Annotated in this window: 17 protein-coding genes; 16 read left to right on the top strand and 1 reads right to left on the bottom strand. The window is 71.1% G+C overall.

Annotated features, from left to right (window positions below):
- Positions 1–1,803: ATP-dependent zinc metalloprotease FtsH (ftsH, locus tag GKQ77_RS02945; RefSeq protein ID WP_258020754.1), on the top strand; the 1,803-nt coding region annotated here is incomplete at its 5' end.
- A gap of 26 nt (positions 1,804–1,829) precedes the next feature.
- On the opposite strand, the gene GKQ77_RS02940 is transcribed toward ftsH, so the two are convergent.
- Positions 1,830–2,690 carry an SAM-dependent methyltransferase gene (locus tag GKQ77_RS02940; protein WP_219686990.1) on the bottom strand — a complete coding sequence of 287 codons (861 nt, stop codon included), beginning with the start codon at positions 2,688–2,690 and terminating at the stop codon, positions 1,830–1,832.
- A 451-nt stretch (positions 2,691–3,141) separates the two neighbouring features.
- On the opposite strand from GKQ77_RS02940, the gene GKQ77_RS02935 reads away from it, so the two are divergent.
- The 15 genes from GKQ77_RS02935 (at position 3,142) to dprA (ending at position 14,300) form a co-directional block, all read left to right on the top strand.
- On the top strand, positions 3,142–3,738 hold the full coding sequence (locus GKQ77_RS02935; protein ID WP_125515356.1) for a hypothetical protein: 597 nt from the start codon (positions 3,142–3,144) through the stop codon (positions 3,736–3,738).
- A gap of 189 nt (positions 3,739–3,927) precedes the next feature.
- The gene (gene rpsP, locus GKQ77_RS02930; RefSeq protein ID WP_125515357.1) at positions 3,928–4,365 is read left to right on the top strand and encodes a 30S ribosomal protein S16; all 438 of its coding nucleotides are present in this window, start codon (positions 3,928–3,930) and stop codon (positions 4,363–4,365) included.
- A 2-nt stretch (positions 4,366–4,367) separates the two neighbouring features.
- Entirely contained in the window at positions 4,368–4,607 is a 240-nt protein-coding gene (locus tag GKQ77_RS02925) for an RNA-binding protein (protein WP_014176063.1), read from the top strand.
- 93 nt (positions 4,608–4,700) lie between these two features.
- Positions 4,701–5,279, top strand: a complete 579-nt coding sequence (rimM, locus tag GKQ77_RS02920) for a ribosome maturation factor RimM (protein ID WP_219686988.1) — start codon at positions 4,701–4,703, stop codon at positions 5,277–5,279.
- A complete protein-coding gene (trmD, locus tag GKQ77_RS02915; RefSeq protein WP_219686987.1) occupies positions 5,279–6,100 on the top strand; it encodes a tRNA (guanosine(37)-N1)-methyltransferase TrmD in 822 nt (273 codons plus the stop codon). Before rimM ends, trmD begins: the two co-directional genes overlap by 1 nt.
- 131 nt (positions 6,101–6,231) lie before the next feature.
- Positions 6,232–6,582 (top strand): 50S ribosomal protein L19, encoded by a 351-nt coding sequence (rplS, locus tag GKQ77_RS02910; protein ID WP_030787595.1) that lies wholly within the window; start codon positions 6,232–6,234, stop codon positions 6,580–6,582.
- Positions 6,583–6,627: 45 nt separating this feature from the next.
- Positions 6,628–7,347, top strand: coding sequence for a signal peptidase I (lepB, locus tag GKQ77_RS02905; RefSeq protein WP_219686986.1), 720 nt, complete (start codon positions 6,628–6,630; stop codon positions 7,345–7,347).
- Positions 7,340–8,425: a signal peptidase I gene (gene lepB / locus GKQ77_RS02900; RefSeq protein ID WP_219686985.1), complete on the top strand. Its 1,086-nt coding sequence runs from the start codon at positions 7,340–7,342 to the stop codon at positions 8,423–8,425. Before lepB (GKQ77_RS02905) ends, lepB (GKQ77_RS02900) begins: the two co-directional genes overlap by 8 nt.
- Complete coding sequence (lepB, locus tag GKQ77_RS02895; protein WP_219686984.1) at positions 8,310–9,272, top strand: signal peptidase I; 963 nt, start codon at positions 8,310–8,312, stop codon at positions 9,270–9,272. Before lepB (GKQ77_RS02900) ends, lepB (GKQ77_RS02895) begins: the two co-directional genes overlap by 116 nt.
- Before the next feature lie 80 nt (positions 9,273–9,352).
- Positions 9,353–10,108, top strand: a complete 756-nt coding sequence (gene lepB, locus GKQ77_RS02890) for a signal peptidase I (RefSeq protein WP_219686983.1) — start codon at positions 9,353–9,355, stop codon at positions 10,106–10,108.
- Positions 10,098–10,637 carry an NUDIX hydrolase gene (locus tag GKQ77_RS02885; protein ID WP_372459821.1) on the top strand — a complete coding sequence of 180 codons (540 nt, stop codon included), beginning with the start codon at positions 10,098–10,100 and terminating at the stop codon, positions 10,635–10,637. Before lepB (GKQ77_RS02890) ends, GKQ77_RS02885 begins: the two co-directional genes overlap by 11 nt.
- Before the next feature lie 55 nt (positions 10,638–10,692).
- On the top strand, positions 10,693–11,001 hold the full coding sequence (locus GKQ77_RS02880; RefSeq protein ID WP_003965949.1) for a DUF2469 domain-containing protein: 309 nt from the start codon (positions 10,693–10,695) through the stop codon (positions 10,999–11,001).
- Positions 11,002–11,146: 145 nt separating this feature from the next.
- Complete coding sequence (locus GKQ77_RS02875) at positions 11,147–11,524, top strand: YraN family protein (RefSeq protein WP_219686982.1); 378 nt, start codon at positions 11,147–11,149, stop codon at positions 11,522–11,524.
- Positions 11,524–13,143, top strand: coding sequence for a YifB family Mg chelatase-like AAA ATPase (locus GKQ77_RS02870; protein ID WP_219686981.1), 1,620 nt, complete (start codon positions 11,524–11,526; stop codon positions 13,141–13,143). The genes GKQ77_RS02875 and GKQ77_RS02870 overlap by 1 nt, the downstream gene beginning before the upstream one ends.
- Positions 13,140–14,300, top strand: coding sequence for a DNA-processing protein DprA (dprA, locus tag GKQ77_RS02865; protein WP_219686980.1), 1,161 nt, complete (start codon positions 13,140–13,142; stop codon positions 14,298–14,300). Before GKQ77_RS02870 ends, dprA begins: the two co-directional genes overlap by 4 nt.
- Positions 14,301–14,352: the final 52 nt, after the last annotated feature.

Raw genomic sequence — 14,352 nt, 5'->3', positions numbered from 1 at the left:
CTGCTCGTCTATCTCCTCGCCAACCTCGTGCTGTCCTTCTTCAACGAGGGCGACGAGCCGACCATCTCGTACACCGAGTTCAGCAAACAGGTCGACGCCGGCAACGTCTCGAAGATCTACTCCAAGGGCGACGCGATCCAGGGGCAGCTCAAGAAGGAGCAGGAGAAGCCGGGTGACGAGAAGGGGAAGTACACCAAGTTCACCACCCAGCGCCCCGCCTTCGCCGACGACAAGCTCTGGGACGACCTGACCAAGCACGACGTCACCGTCACCGCCGAGCCCGTCGTCCAGGAGCGCAGCTTCCTCTCGAACCTGCTGATCTCGCTCGCCCCGATGCTGCTCCTCGTGGCGCTGTGGATCTTCATCGCCCGGCGCATGGCCTCGGGGATGGGCGGCGGGGGAGGCATGCTGGGGCGCAAGACGCCGCCCAAGCCGGTCGAGCTCGAGCCCGGCGCGAAGCGCACCACGTTCGAGGACGTGGCGGGCATCGACGAGGTCGAGGGCGAGCTGAACGACGTCGTCGACTTCCTCAAGAACCCCGACGCCTACCGCACGATGGGCGCCAAGATGCCGCGCGGGGTGCTGCTCGCGGGGCCGCCGGGCACCGGCAAGACCCTGCTCGCCCGGGCCGTCGCGGGCGAGGCGGGCGTGCCCTTCTTCTCGGCCTCCGCCTCCGGCTTCATCGAGATGATCGTGGGCGTGGGCGCCTCGCGCGTACGGGAACTCTTCGCCGAGGCCCGCAAGGTCGCCCCGTCGATCATCTTCATCGACGAGATCGACACCATCGGACGCGCGCGGGGCGGCGGCAGCGGCATGGGCGGTCACGACGAGCGCGAGCAGACGCTGAACCAGATCCTCACCGAGATGGACGGTTTCTCCGGGGCGGAAGGCGTCATCGTGCTCGCCGCCACCAACCGCGCCGACGTCCTCGACCCCGCCCTCACCCGGCCGGGCCGCTTCGACCGCGTCGTCAACGTCTCGCCCCCCGACCGCGGCGGACGCGAGGCCATCCTCCGCATCCATACGAGGGCCATCCCGCTCGCCGACGACGTCGACCTCGCCCAAGTCGCCCGTACGACACCGGGCATGACCGGCGCCGAACTCGCCAACCTCGCCAACGAGGCCGCCCTCCTCGCCGTCAAGCGCAAGCAGAAGACGGTCACCCAGTCCGACCTCTCCGAAGCGATGGAGAAGGTCCAGCTGGGCGCCGAGCGGCCGCTGGTCATGCCGGACGAGGAGCGTCGGCGTACGGCGTACCACGAGAGCGGGCACGCGCTGCTCGGCATGTTGCAGCCCGGCGCCGACCCGGTCCGCAAGATCACGATCGTGCCGCGCGGCCGCGCCCTCGGCGTCACGCTGTCGACCCCGGACTCCGACAAGTACGCCTACACGGAGGAGTACCTCCGCGGCCGCATCATCGGCGCCCTAGGAGGCATGGCCGCCGAACACGTCGTCTACGGAGTCATCACCACCGGCGCCGAGAACGACCTGGAGCAGGTCACCAACATCGCCCGCGGCATGGTCGGCCGCTGGGGCATGAGCGAACTCGTGGGACGCCTGTCCGCGCTCCCGAGCGACGCCCAGCAGGCCTACGGACTCTCCGCCGCCCCGCAGACGCTCGACACGATCGACGGCGAGATGCGGCGGATCGTCGACGAGTGCTACGAGAACGCCTGCCGCCAACTGCGCGACCACCGGGACCAGCTGGACGCGCTGGCCGCGGCGCTCCTTGAGAACGAGACCCTGGAGGAGGCGGACGCGTACCGCGTCGCGGGCATCGTGCGGACCACCAAGAGCGGCTAGCCCGCGGCCGGCGGCCACTTTGCGGCTCAGGGCGTACGCGCGATCAGGTACCGGAAGACGTTCGGCATCCACACCGTCCCGTCCCGGCGCCGGTGCGGATGCAGCGCCTCCGTCAGCTCCTTGTCGACCTGCGCCTTGTCCGTCGCGCCGACCGCCGCGTCGAACAGGCCCGTCGAGAGCAGCCCCCGGACCGCGCTCTCCACATCCGCGTACCCGAACGGGCACGCGACCCGCCCCGAGCCGTCCGGCTTGAGTCCCGCCCGCTGGGCGACGTCCTCCAGATCGTCCCGCGCCGCCGGGCGCCAACTGCCCGCACTACGCAGGGGATCGGCGAGCTTGGTCGCCACCTTCATAACGCTGGACGTGGCACAGCGCTCCGGAGGACCCCATCCGGCGAGTACCACCACGGCGCCGTGTCCGGCGAGCGGGGCCGCCGCCTCCAGGAGGCCGGTGAGTCCTTCGGAGTCGCCTGCCATGCAGCCGATCGGCTGGAACGCGGTGACGAGGTTGTACGCGGGCACGCCCGGGCCCGCCGCGTCCGCGGGGCCGCCTTCGACGAGCCGCGCGTCGGTACGCGCGCGTGCCTGCGAGGCGGCCTCCGGAGAGAGCCGCTCGCGCGCGAGGGCGAGCCGTTCGGGAGCCGACGCGTCGACACCGGTGACCGCGGCGCCCCGGGACGCCGCCATCAGCAGGGCGAGCCCGGATCCGCAGCCGAGGCCGAGCAGCCGGGTGCCACCGCCCACGTCGAGCCGTTCGTACACCGCTTCATAGAGCGGGACCAGCATCCGTTCCTGGATCTCCGCCCAGTCACGCGCGCGTGCACCGAGGTCCACACGGGGCGCCGAGCCCGCGCGAGGGAGGTGCGACTGCACGAGTGTTGGTGTCATCGAAAGCGCCCCAATCCGCCGAGAGTTATAGCCGTGCCGGTGATCAACGGTTTCGTCCGCCCCCGTGCAGTGCGCTCGCACTCTCCCCCGTATGCCAGAGAACTCCGCATCCGTCGCGGCGTCCAGGGGTTGTGGGCCAATGCTTGTGCGCCTCTGATGGCCGGTCCCGTAGGGCGGGGCGGTGCGGGACGCCGATGAGACCCCGGGTAACGTCGGCCGAAGGCGGCCCCGGTCCAGGCCGGAGGCGGCGCGAGCCCCGGAGTGAGGGCATTGCCTACGCGCCGGGGCGTACGCGCCGCTACGTACCGGCTTGATGCGAGCTGTGAGGCTTCTCCGCAGATCAGCGCACCCGCCCTCGTCCGGACGCATCAATGGCAACTGACGGGTACGTGCAAATTATTTGGGATGCCCCGGAATGGAACCCCCGGGGCACTCGGCTCGTTGTCACGACGTGAGCACGACACCACCTGTTCTCGCCGCAGAGCTGGCACAGGCGTGGGCCGACATTCAGCGGCACCACCCCGAGCTGCCCGATCTTGCCGCGCCCGAATCCCTGATCGGAGAGTCGTCGTCCGCCTGCGGCGCCGAGCTCTCCTTCGAGCGACTGCTTCACGAGGCAGTCCATGGCATCGCCGCCTCGCGCGGCGTACGCGACACCTCACGCGCCGGCCGCTATCACAACCGGCGGTTCCTGGCGATCGCCGAGGAGCTTGGCCTCGACCATCCCGAGGAGCCACATCCGAGCAGCGGCTTCTCCCTGGTCACGCTCAACCCCGACGCCAAGCGGCGGTATCGCCCGACGATCGAGCGGCTGCAGCGTGCCCTGAAGGCACACACCGCCGCGACGACCGCGGACACCGCGCGCAGCTTCCGGGGCCCGGCCGCCCGGCACGGCTCCTCCGGAGGCGGCGTGCGTGTGAAGGCGGTCTGCGACTGCGGGCGCAATGTCCGCGTGGTCCCGTCCGTGCTCGCCCAGGCGCCCATCATGTGCGGCGGTTGCGGCAAGCCCTTCCGCATCCCGGAAGCGGTCGGTGCGGGCGTGGGCTGAGCAGGAGCGGGGCGCCCGGACCGGGTGCGGGTGCCCCGGCGACGTATGGCACAATGGCTAGCTGTACTCGACAGTCGCATAGGACCCCTCTCTCCTCCGGCTGACGCGTCCATCGGGCACTCGAGTACCGCAACCCCACGCGGCATCCCGTCGTGCCCACCCACGTCAAGACCAGGAGACACCACTCCCGTGGCAGTCAAGATCAAGCTGAAGCGTCTGGGCAAGATCCGTTCGCCTCACTACCGCATCGTCGTCGCCGACTCCCGTACCCGCCGTGACGGCCGGGCCATCGAGGAGATCGGCCTGTACCACCCGGTGCAGAACCCCTCGCGCATCGAGGTCAACTCGGAGCGTGCCCAGTACTGGCTGTCCGTCGGCGCCCAGCCGACCGAGCCGGTCATGGCGATCCTCAAGCTCACCGGCGACTGGCAGAAGCACAAGGGCCTGCCGGCCCCGGCGCCGCTGAAGGTCGCCGAGCCCAAGGACAAGCGCGCCGCGTTCGATGCCTTCACCAAGGGCCTCGAGGGCGACGACGCCAAGGGTGAGGCCATCACCCAGAAGGCCAAGAAGGCTGACAAGAAGGCGGACGAGGCCGAGGCCACGTCCACCGAGTCGACCGAGGCCTGAGCATGCTCGAGGAGGCTCTCGAGCACCTCGTGAAGGGCATCGTCGACAACCCCGACGACGTGCAGGTGGCCTCGCGCAACCTGCGCCGCGGGCGCGTCCTCGAGGTCCGGGTCCACCCGGACGACCTCGGCAAGGTGATCGGCCGTAACGGCCGCACCGCGCGCGCTCTGCGTACCGTCGTGGGCGCCATCGGCGGCCGCGGTGTCCGCGTCGACCTCGTCGACGTGGACCAGGTTCGCTGAACCGGGTTCCCGGAACCACAGCAGCACCGGCGCGGGCCGGGGAGGGCTTCAGGGCCTTCCCCGGCCCGTCGTCGTTGGATGAGGAGAAACGCAGTGCAGTTGGTAGTCGCCCGCATCGGCCGTGCCCACGGCATCAAGGGTGAGGTCACCGTTGAGGTCCGCACCGATGAGCCGGAGCTGCGGCTCGGCCCCGGCGCCGTCCTCGCCACGGAGCCCGCCTCCATCGGCCCGCTGACCATCGAGACCGGCCGGGTGCACAGCGGCCGTCTCCTGCTGCGCTTCGAGGGCGTACGCGACCGCACGGGTGCCGAGGCGCTGCGCAACACCCTCCTGATCGCCGAGGTGGACCCGCAGGAGCTCCCCGAGGAAGAGGACGAGTACTACGACCACCAGCTCATGGACCTCGACGTCGTCACCAAGGACGGCGAGGAGGTCGGCCGCATCACCGAGATCTCGCACCTGCCCTCGCAGGACCTCTTCATCGTGGAGCGCCCCGACGGCAGTGAGGTGATGATCCCCTTCGTCGAGGAGATCGTCACCGAGATCGACCTGGAGGAGCAGAAGGCCGTCATCGACCCGCCGCCCGGCCTGATCGACGACCGCGCCGAGATCGCCTCCGCACGGGACGCCGAGGCGGCCCAGGACGAGCCGACCGCGGAGGGCCAGGCGTAATGCGGCTCGACGTCGTCACGATCTTCCCCGAGTACCTGGAGCCCCTGAACGTCTCCCTCGTGGGCAAGGCACGCGCGCGTGGGCAGCTCGACGTGCGGGTGCACGACCTCAGGGAGTGGACGTACGACCGCCACAACACGGTCGACGACACCCCCTACGGCGGCGGGCCCGGCATGGTCATGAAGACCGACCCCTGGGGCGCGGCCCTCGACGACGTGCTCGCGCAGGGGTACGAGTCCGGGGCCCACGGCCCCGTCATGGTCGTCCCCACGCCCAGCGGCCGCCCCTTCACCCAGGAACTCGCCGTGGAGCTCTCCGAGCGCCCCTGGCTGGTCTTCACGCCCGCGCGCTACGAGGGCATCGACCGCCGCGTCATGGACGAGTACGCGACCCGTATGCCCGTCTACGAGGTGTCCATCGGCGACTACGTCCTCGCGGGCGGGGAAGCGGCCGTCCTGGTCATCACGGAGGCGGTGGCCAGGCTGCTGCCCGGCGTCCTCGGCAACGCCGAGTCCCACCAGGACGACTCCTTCGCGCCCGGCGCCATGGCCAACCTCCTCGAAGGCCCCGTCTACACCAAGCCGCCCCAGTGGCGCGGTCACGGCATCCCCGACGTCCTGCTCAGCGGCCACCACGGCAAGATCGCGCGCTGGCGGCGGGACGAGGCGCTGCGCCGCACCACGCGCAACAGGCCCGACCTCATTGAGCGTTGCGACCCCAAGGCCTTCGACAAGAAGGACCGCGAGATGCTCTCGATCCTGGGATGGCGGCCGGGGCCCGACGGCCGATTTGGGCGGGACCCCGAGGCCATGGAAGAATAGGCCGCTGCTGTACGTCCAGCGTGCGCCCCTGCCACAGGGGGAAAGACGCCCGCCCGACGCGATCAGCTACCGAAATCTCATCTCCCCGTACCGCTGATGACCTGTGGCATCAGCGAAGAAAGCAGACGATCATGGCTAACCTGCTCGACTCCGTCGACAGCGCGTCGCTGCGCAGCGACATCCCGGCGTTCCGCCCGGGTGACACCGTCAACGTCCACGTCCGCGTCATCGAGGGCAACCGCTCCCGTGTGCAGCAGTTCAAGGGCGTAGTCATCCGCCGCCAGGGTGCCGGCGTGCGCGAGACCTTCACGGTCCGCAAGGTCTCCTTCTCCGTCGGCGTCGAGCGCACCTTCCCGGTGCACACCCCGATCGTCGAGAAGATCGAGCTCGTCACCCGCGGTGACGTGCGTCGCGCGAAGCTGTACTACCTCCGTGACCTGCGCGGCAAGGCCGCGAAGATCAAGGAGAAGCGCGACAACTGAGCTTCCGCGCGGGTCCACAGCCGGGCCGGATAGCATCTGGCCCCGATGGACACCGAAGCACAGCACACGGAGCGCGACCGCTCCTCCTCACCCTCCGATTCCGGAGACGTCCCGCACGTCGCCGAAGCATCCGAGGAGACGGAGGAGCGGTCGCGCTCCGTTTTCATGTCGCTCCTCGCCTGGCTCCCGGGCGGCGGGCTCACGCTGACGTTCCTGCTGTGCGTGGGGGCCCTGCTCCTCGTCAGCGCCTTCGTGGTGCAGCCCTTCCAGATCCCCAGCGGCTCCATGGAGCCCGCGTTCCGGGTCGGTGACCGGGTGCTCGTCAACAAGTTGGCGTACCGTTTCGGGTCCGAGCCGCAGCGGGGTGACGCGGTCGTCTTTGACGGCAGCGGCTACTTCGGAGACGCCGACTACATCAAGCGGGTCGTGGGCACCGGCGGAGACCGGGTGGTCTGCTGCGAGGGGGGAGGCATCAAGGTGAACGGCGTACCCGTCGACGAGCCCTACCTGTACCCGGGGGACAGACCCTCGGCGGTGCCCTTCGATGTCGTCGTCCCCGAAGGCAGCCTGTTCCTCCTCGGCGACCACCGCAGCGACTCGCGTGACTCCCGAGACCACCTGGGGGAGCCCGGTGGCGGCATGATCCCCGTGGAGGAGGTCATCGGCCGCGCCGACTGGATCGCCTGGCCGATCGGCCACTGGACCTCCCTGGAGCGTCCCGACAGCTACGCGCGCGTGCCCGAACCGGGCGGCGCGCATGGGTAACCGCGGGCGGACACGCGCCGCGGGCCACCGTGCCGACACCCGGCTGCCCACCGGTACGCGGCCCACCAGCGGGCCCGTGCTGCCGGGCCGGGCCGACCGGCGCAAGCTCGCGAAGAAGGTCAAGCGGCGCAGGCGGCGCTCGGCGATCAAGGAGATACCACTCCTCATAGGTGTGGCACTGCTCATAGCCCTCGTCCTGAAGACCTTCCTGGTGCAGGCCTTCGTGATCCCCTCCGGCTCCATGGAGCAGACGATCCGCATCGGGGACCGGGTCCTTGTCGACAAGCTCACCCCCTGGTTCGGGTCGAAGCCGGAGCGCGGCGACGTCGTCGTCTTCAAGGACCCCGGCAACTGGCTCGAAGAGGAACAGGGCAAGAAGAAGGACGACCCGGTCGTCGTCAAGCAGGTCAAGGAAGGCCTGACCCAGATCGGTCTGCTGCCCTCCGACAGCGAGCGGGACCTGATCAAGCGCGTGGTCGGCGTCGGCGGCGACACGGTTAAGTGCTGCGACAAGAACGACAAGGTCACCGTCAACGGAGTACCGCTCGACGAGCCCTACATCCACCCCGGCGACAAACCCTCGGCCTTCGAGTTCGAGGTGAAGGTCCCCAAGGGGCGCCTGTTCATGATGGGCGACCACCGCAGCGACTCGGCCGACTCCCGCTTCCACCGCACGGAGAAGTTCGCCGGCACGGTCTCCGAGGACCAGGTCGTCGGGCGCGCCCTCGTCATCGCCTGGCCCTTCGGCCACTGGAGCAAACTGGAGGAGCCGGACACGTACGCCTCGGTGCCCGACGCGCGTACGGGGTCGGACAACGCCACAGGCGTGTCGCATAGGGTGGTTCCCGGCGATCGATACGGATTGATCCGACTCCCGACCCCTGCGGAACTCCCGCTCGTTATGGGAGTGGTGGGCCTGCATCGCATCTGGGGCAGGCGGCGGCACGGACTGAGGAGTGGATGTGGGGGATTTGGCGGTCGGCGCACGATCCGGACACGAGGGGCCCGAGGAGCGACCGGGACGATCCGACGAGCCGGGCGTCGAGGCCGCCGCGGGCGGTGCGCACCCCGGGAGTGACCCCGGGGACGGCGACGGGGCGAAGGGCGAGCAGGACGCCAAGCAGCCGAAGAAGCAGCGCTCCTTCTGGAAGGAGCTGCCGCTCCTCATCGGCATCGCGCTGGTCCTGGCGCTGGTGATCAAGTCCTTCCTGGTCCAGGCGTTCTCGATCCCCTCGGACTCGATGCAGAACACCCTCCAGCAGGGCGACCGCGTCCTCGTCGACAAGCTGACGCCGTGGTTCGGCTCCGAGCCCGAGCGCGGCGAGGTCGTCGTCTTCAAGGACCCGGGCCACTGGCTGGACGGCGAGCCCACGCCCGACCCGAACGCGGTGCAGCGGGTCCTCGGCTGGATCGGCCTGATGCCGTCCGCCGACGAGAAGGACCTCATCAAGCGCGTCATCGCGGTCGGCGGGGACACCGTGGAGTGCAAGGGCACCGGACCGGTGAAGGTCAACGGCAAGGCGCTGAACGAGCCGTACGTCTTCCCGGGGAACACCCCGTGCACCGTCGACGACCAGGGCGGCCAGTTCAAGAAGACCATCCCCAAGGGCAAGATCTGGGTCATGGGCGACCACCGGCAGAACTCGCTGGACTCCCGCTACCACCAGAACCAGCCCGGCGGCGGCGCCGTCCCCGTGGACAACGTGGTGGGCCGCGCCATCGTGATCGCCTGGCCGCCCACCCGCTGGGCGACGCTCCCCAAGCCGGACACCTTCGACCAGCCCGGCATCAACGCCCTGGCCGGCGCGGCCCCCGGCGCCCTCGGTCTGGCCGGTGCCGTGCCGCTCGTGCTGTGGCGCAGGCGTCGGCTGACGGTCGCGGCCGCGCGCGGCGCGAGGGTGTCCGGCGGTAGTACCGCCGGGTAGGGTGCCGTCCCAGATCGCCGATCTTCCGCCGCCCGTACGCACGGGCGGCGGGGTCGTCTCCGAGACGGGGGAGCACCGGGATGAGCAGGACACGTCGTACGGACGAGGGCCGGGTCAGGCTCGGCAGCGTGCTGTCGGGCGTCGCCGTGGCCCTCGGCTGTGTGCTCTTCCTCGGCGGGTTCGCCTGGGGCGCGGTGCTCTACCAGCCGTACACGGTGCCCACCGGCTCGATGACGCCGACGATCGGCTCGGGCGACCGGGTGCTCGCGCAGCGCATCGACGGGGACGCGGTGCGCCGCGGTGACGTCGTCGTCTTCGAACAGTCGAGCTGGGGCGACCTGCCGATGGTCAAGCGTGTGGTCGGCATAGGCGGGGACAAGATCGCCTGCTGTGAGAACGGCAGGCTGACCGTCAACGGCAAGGAAGTCGCAGAACCGTATCTCCCGAAGGGCCAGGGCGCCTCGGCCACTGGCATCCCCACCACGACGGTCCCCAAGGGGCGCCTGTTCCTGCTGGGCGACGAGCGCAGCGGCTCCCTGGACTCCAGCGTGCACCTGGGCGACGGGGACCACGGCTCGGTGCCGCGCGACGCGGTGAAGGCGCGGGTCGACGCGGTGGCCTGGCCGATGGGCGAGTCCGGCATGCTGGAGCGCCCGGAGGGCTTCGCGGAGATGCCGGGCGGTATCTCCGAACCCGGACCGCTGCGCCTGGTGGTGACCGCGATCGCGGTGGGCATGGTGCTCATCCTCGGCGGCGCCGCGTACGGCCCGGTGGCAAGGCTCCTTGGGCGCGGCCGCGGCAGGAGCCGTACGGGGGAGGCCGTCGGTGCCCGCTGAAGAGGCGGGGGCCGCTTCCGGGGAGGCCGAGGCGTCGCTGACGGGGCGTCCGCTGCGCAGGGTCGCCCGTGTGGTGCTCCTCGACCCCGACGACCGCATCCTGCTGCTGCACGGCCATGAGCCCGGCGACCCCGCTGACGACTGGTGGTTCACGCCGGGCGGCGGCCTGGAGGGCGACGAGACGCGGGAGCGGGCCGCCCTGCGCGAGCTGCGCGAGGAGACCGGCATCACGGAGGTCGAGCTGGGCCCGGTGCTGTGGCGCAGGGTCTGCTCCTTCCCCTTCGCCGGGCGCCGCTGGGACCAGGACGAGTGGTACTACCTGGCGCGTACGTCACAGACGGCGACCGCGGCCGAGGGGCTGACGGAGCTGGAGCGCCGCAGTGTCGCCGGAGCACGTTGGTGGACGTGCCGGGAACTGACCGAGGCTCATGAGACGGTGTACCCGACCAGGCTCGCCGAGCTGTTTCGCAGACTGCTCGACGAGGGGCCCCCGGACCGGCCCGAGATCCTCGACACGGAAATCGCGTAGGGGCTCGCGGGGCTGACGCACAATAGGGGGACGCACGGCTGAAGGGGAACATGCCATGAGCGCCGAGGACCTCGAGAAGTACGAGACCGAGATGGAGCTGAAGCTCTACCGGGAGTACCGCGATGTCGTCGGTCTGTTCAAATACGTGATCGAGACCGAGCGGCGCTTCTACCTCACCAACGACTACGAGATGCAGGTGCACTCGGTGCAGGGTGAGGTTTTCTTTGAGGTGTCCATGGCGGATGCCTGGGTGTGGGACATGTACCGGCCCGCGCGGTTCGTGAAGCAGGTGCGGGTGCTCACGTTCAAGGACGTGAACATCGAGGAGCTGAACAAGAGCGATCTTGAGCTGCCGGGGGGCTGAGGTGCCCGGCGCCGGATTGCGGGGGTGCTGAGCCGCTGAGTTCACTCGGTGGGGTGGCGGAGTTTTCCACAACCGGCGAGTAGTGCACCAAGATCCAATAGCTCCGGGCCGATCCGTGACTGTGGGTGCCGGAGGTGGTGCCGACATGAACGCACGGGGAGCACTCGGCAAGTACGGCGAAGACCTGGCCGCGCGGCGGCTGGTGGACGCGGGGATGACGGTCCTGGAGCGCAATTGGCGCGCGGGCAGGACCGGCGAGATCGACATCGTGGCGATGGACGGCGAGGCCCTTGTCGTCTGCGAGGTCAAGACGCGCAGGGCGGGCCTGGCCGGCTCCGCGCTCTTCGAGCATCCGATGGCGGCCGTGGGCCAGATCAAGGCGGAGCGGCTGCGGCGGCTGGCGGAGCGCTGGATCGAGGAGCGTGGCGGCCCACCACCGGGCGGCGTCCGCATCGATCTGGTCGGCGTGCTGATCCCGCGCCGCGGTGCCCCCGTGGTCGAGCACGCCCGGGGGGTGGCGTGATGGGATTCGCGCGCACGTGCTCCGTGGCGCTGGTCGGCGTCGAGGGCGTGGTCGTCGAGGTGCAGGCCGATCTGGAGCCGGGCGTGGCCGCGTTCACGCTGGTCGGGCTGCCGGACAAGAGCCTGACGGAGAGCCGGGACCGGGTCAGGGCCGCCGTGGTCAACTCGGGCGGGGAGTGGCCCCAGAAGAAGCTCACGGTGGGGCTGAGCCCGGCGTCGGTCCCCAAAGGCGGCAGCGGCTTCGACCTCGCCGTCGCGTGCGCGGTCCTCGGGGCGGCCGAGCGGATCGATCCCAGAGTGCTCGCCGACATCGTGATGATCGGTGAACTGGGGCTCGACGGGCGGGTTCGCCCGGTCCGCGGAGTGCTGCCGGCGGTCCTTGCCGCGGCGGACGCGGGGTACGAACAGGTGGTCGTCCCGGAGTGCACGGCCGCGGAGGCCTCGCTGGTGCCGGGGGTCTCGGTCCTCGGGGTGCGCAGCCTGCGGCAGCTCATCGCGGTGCTCACCGACGAGCCGGTGCCGCAGGAGGAGCCGGACGAGCCGGGGCGGCCCGACCCGATGCTCGCCGGGCTCTGCGTGCCCGGCACCGGTGTGGGCACGGGCCTCGGCGGCGCGACGGACGACGCCCACGCGCTGGACCTGGCCGATGTCGTCGGGCAGGCCTCGGCGAGGACCGCCGTGGAGGTGGCGGCCGCCGGAGCACACCACCTCTTTCTGCAAGGGCCGCCGGGCGCGGGCAAGACCATGCTCGCGGAGCGGCTGCCGGCGATCCTGCCCCGGCTGACCCGCGAGGAGTCCCTGGAAGTGACGGCGGTCCACTCGGTGGCGGGCATGCTCCCGCCGGGCAAGCCGCTGGTGGACCTCGCGCCGTACTGCGCGCCGCACCACTCCGCGACGATGCAGTCGCTCGTGGGCGGCGGCAAGGGACTGGCACGGCCAGGAGCGGTCTCGTTGGCTCATCGAGGGGTGCTTTTCCTTGACGAGGCGCCGGAGTTCAGCAGTCAGACCCTGGACTCCCTGCGCCAGCCGCTCGAGTCCGGCCATGTGGTGATCGCTCGCAGCGCGGGGGTGGTGCGGCTGCCCGCGAAGTTCCTGATGGTGCTCGCGGCCAATCCCTGTCCCTGCGGGCGGCACACCCTGCTCGGCGACGGCTGTGAGTGCCCGGCCTCCGTGGTCCGCCGCTATCAGGCCCGCCTCTCCGGGCCACTGCTCGACCGGGTCGACCTGAAGGTCGAGGTGGAGGCCGTCACCCGGTCCGAACTGGCCGGGTACGGCACGAAGGGTGAGTCCACGCGGACCGTCGCCGACCGGGTGCGCGCCGCGCGCGAGAGAGCGGCGGCCAGGCTGTCCGGCACCGGCTGGCGGACCAACAGCGAGGTCCCCGGGCACGCGTTGCGCACCCGATGGCCCGCCGCCCCGGGAGCGCTGGACGCGGCCGAGCTGGACCTGGAGCGCGGCTTCCTGACCGCCCGTGGGCTCGACCGCGTCCTGCGGGTGGCGTGGACCGTGGCGGACCTCGCGGGGCACGACCGGCCCTGCGCGCAAGACGTCGCCCTGGCGCTCCAGCTGCGCACGGGGATCTCGCGCGGGGTGCCGATGTCGCTCGGGGTTTCGAGGTGAGCCTCGGGCCGCCGACGGACGAGGAGCGGCTGGCCCGGGTCGCCTTGACGCGGGTCATCGAGCCCGGGGACGTGGTCGGGGGCAGGTGGCTGCGGGAGGCCGGGGCCGTCGAGGTGCTGCGCAGGATCGGTGGGGAGGAGGAGCGGTTGCCGGGGGTGACGGCGCGGCGGTGGGAAGGGCTGCGGGCGCGGGCCGCCCGAGTGCGGCCGGAGCGGGATCTGGCGGCGGCGCGGGACGTCGGGGCGCGGTTCGTCTGCCCGGGGGACGCGGAGTGGCCGCTGCCGCTCGACGATCTCGGGGACGCCCGGCCGATCGGGCTCTGGGTGCGCGGACAGCCGTCATTGCGGATATGGGCGGTGCGGTCGGTGGCCGTCGTCGGAGCCCGGGCCTGCACGCAGTACGGCGCGCATATGGCCGCCGACCTCGGCGCCGGGCTCGCGGAGCGCGGCTGGGTCGTCGTCTCCGGCGGGGCGTACGGCGTGGACGGCGCCGCACACCGCGGGGCGCTTGGGGCGGGTGGTGCCACCGTGGCCGTGCTGGCCTGCGGCGTGGACCGGCCCTATCCTCGCGGGCACACCCAGTTGATCCGACGGATCGCGGAACAGGGTCTGGTGGTCGGGGAGTTGCCGCCGGGGGACCATCCCACGCCGAGCCGGTTCATCCTGCGGAACAGGGTCATCGCCGCGCTGACCCGGGGGACGGTGGTGGTGGAGGCCGCCTACCGCAGCGGGGCGCTCGCCACCGCCCGCGCCGCCCAGGAGTTGGGGCGCTTCGCGATGGGGGTGCCGGGGCCCGCGACCAGCGGGCTCTCCGCGGGCGTGCATGAACTGCTGCGGGGTGACGGCGCCCTGGTGACCGACGCCGCGGAAATCGTCGAGCTGGTCGGTGACATGGGTGAGCTGGCCCCTGAGCGGCGGGGGCCCGTCCTGCCGCGCGATCTGCTCGCTCCGGGGGCGGCCCGGGTCCTTGCCGCCCTGCCCGCGAGGGGCCGGGTGACGGCGCGGGAGATCGCGGTGGGGGCGGGGACGACAGAGGACGACGCGGTAGGGCGCCTGTACGAACTTCAACCGTTGGGGTTCGTCGAACGACACGGCGACGGCTGGCAGTTGACACGCCAGGCGTTTGGGTCCGTCTTCGCCGCTGGAGGTGAATCGTGACCGAGCGTGTTGCGCCGGACGGATGACGCCCGACAGCCTTGGGAAATCGCGC

This window comes from Streptomyces anatolicus (assembly GCF_019400875.1).
GTDB lineage: Bacteria > Actinomycetota > Actinomycetes > Streptomycetales > Streptomycetaceae > Streptomyces > Streptomyces anatolicus.
Note: the sequence above shows the minus strand (reverse complement) of the source record. Positions and strands in the feature narration are given on the sequence as shown.

Bases quoted from the DNA above. Each gene is read 5' to 3' on its own strand.
- GKQ77_RS02940 (WP_219686990.1), bottom strand. From the start codon at position 2,690: ATGACACCAACACTCGTGCAGTCGCACCTCCCTCGCGCGGGCTCGGCG.
- GKQ77_RS02925 (WP_014176063.1), top strand. From the start codon at position 4,368: ATGCTCGAGGAGGCTCTCGAGCACCTCGTGAAGGGCATCGTCGACAAC.
- trmD (WP_219686987.1), top strand. From the start codon at position 5,279: ATGCGGCTCGACGTCGTCACGATCTTCCCCGAGTACCTGGAGCCCCTG.
- rplS (WP_030787595.1), top strand. From the start codon at position 6,232: ATGGCTAACCTGCTCGACTCCGTCGACAGCGCGTCGCTGCGCAGCGAC.
- lepB (WP_219686986.1), top strand. From the start codon at position 6,628: ATGGACACCGAAGCACAGCACACGGAGCGCGACCGCTCCTCCTCACCC.
- lepB (WP_219686985.1), top strand. From the start codon at position 7,340: ATGGGTAACCGCGGGCGGACACGCGCCGCGGGCCACCGTGCCGACACC.
- lepB (WP_219686983.1), top strand. From the start codon at position 9,353: ATGAGCAGGACACGTCGTACGGACGAGGGCCGGGTCAGGCTCGGCAGC.
- GKQ77_RS02880 (WP_003965949.1), top strand. From the start codon at position 10,693: ATGAGCGCCGAGGACCTCGAGAAGTACGAGACCGAGATGGAGCTGAAG.
- GKQ77_RS02875 (WP_219686982.1), top strand. From the start codon at position 11,147: ATGAACGCACGGGGAGCACTCGGCAAGTACGGCGAAGACCTGGCCGCG.
- GKQ77_RS02870 (WP_219686981.1), top strand. From the start codon at position 11,524: ATGGGATTCGCGCGCACGTGCTCCGTGGCGCTGGTCGGCGTCGAGGGC.